The sequence below is a fragment of the Bacillus salacetis genome (genome assembly GCF_003581585.1).
In the GTDB taxonomy this organism is placed as follows: Bacteria; Bacillota; Bacilli; order Bacillales; family Bacillaceae_B; genus Rossellomorea; species Rossellomorea salacetis.
The window spans coordinates 1-635 of record NZ_QXIR01000087.1 but is presented as its reverse complement, the minus strand read 5'-3'; the positions used below and the strand labels follow the sequence as shown (position 1 = coordinate 635).

The following is a 635-nucleotide window of genomic DNA, read 5'->3' as shown; positions in this document are numbered from 1 at the left end:
ATTAAAGAACTGGCAGACTGAAGTATTAAATAGCTTTGCCTTCAACTATAATAACGGTTTTGTCGAGGGATTAAACAATCAAACGAAGGTTATTAAAAGAAATGCCTTTGGGTTTAGACGATACGACCGTTTTAGACTTAGAGTACTATTGCATCACCAATTTAAATCAAAAGGAATCAATGTGGGATAAGGAGCAAGTGCTCCTACCCCAACATTTGACGTAGAACCTATTTTTTGAAAGTTTTCCCGAAACAACCATTCAGGTGCAAACAGCCGTTATAAAAAATATTAATTAAAGTGTTGACTCTGAGTAAGATAGCATGATATTATATTTCTTGTCGCCAAAACGACAGCGAAAGATTATCTCAAAAAAACATTGACACTGCTTTGGTATACATGGTATATTAAAGGGGTGCTCAAGAGAGACATATTGAACATTGAAAACTAAACAAATCAAAACGTCAACGTAAATCTAGTAAGAACTTTGGTTCTTACAAAGTTGCTAACACTTAAATTAGCAAAATGAGCAAGTCAAACTTTTATCGGAGAGTTTGATCCTGGCTCAGGACGAACGCTGGCGGCGTGCCTAATACATGCAAGTTGAGCGGACGGATGGGAGCTTGCTCCCTGAAGTT

At 37.2% G+C, this 635-nt stretch carries 1 protein-coding gene and 1 rRNA gene; both read left to right on the top strand.

The window, feature by feature from the left end:
* On the top strand, positions 1–190 hold a 190-nt coding region (locus D3H55_RS23720), incomplete at its 5' end, for a transposase (RefSeq protein ID WP_136035799.1).
* 349 nt (positions 191–539) lie between these two features.
* A 16S ribosomal RNA gene (locus D3H55_RS23715) occupies positions 540–635 on the top strand; the annotation flags it as partial.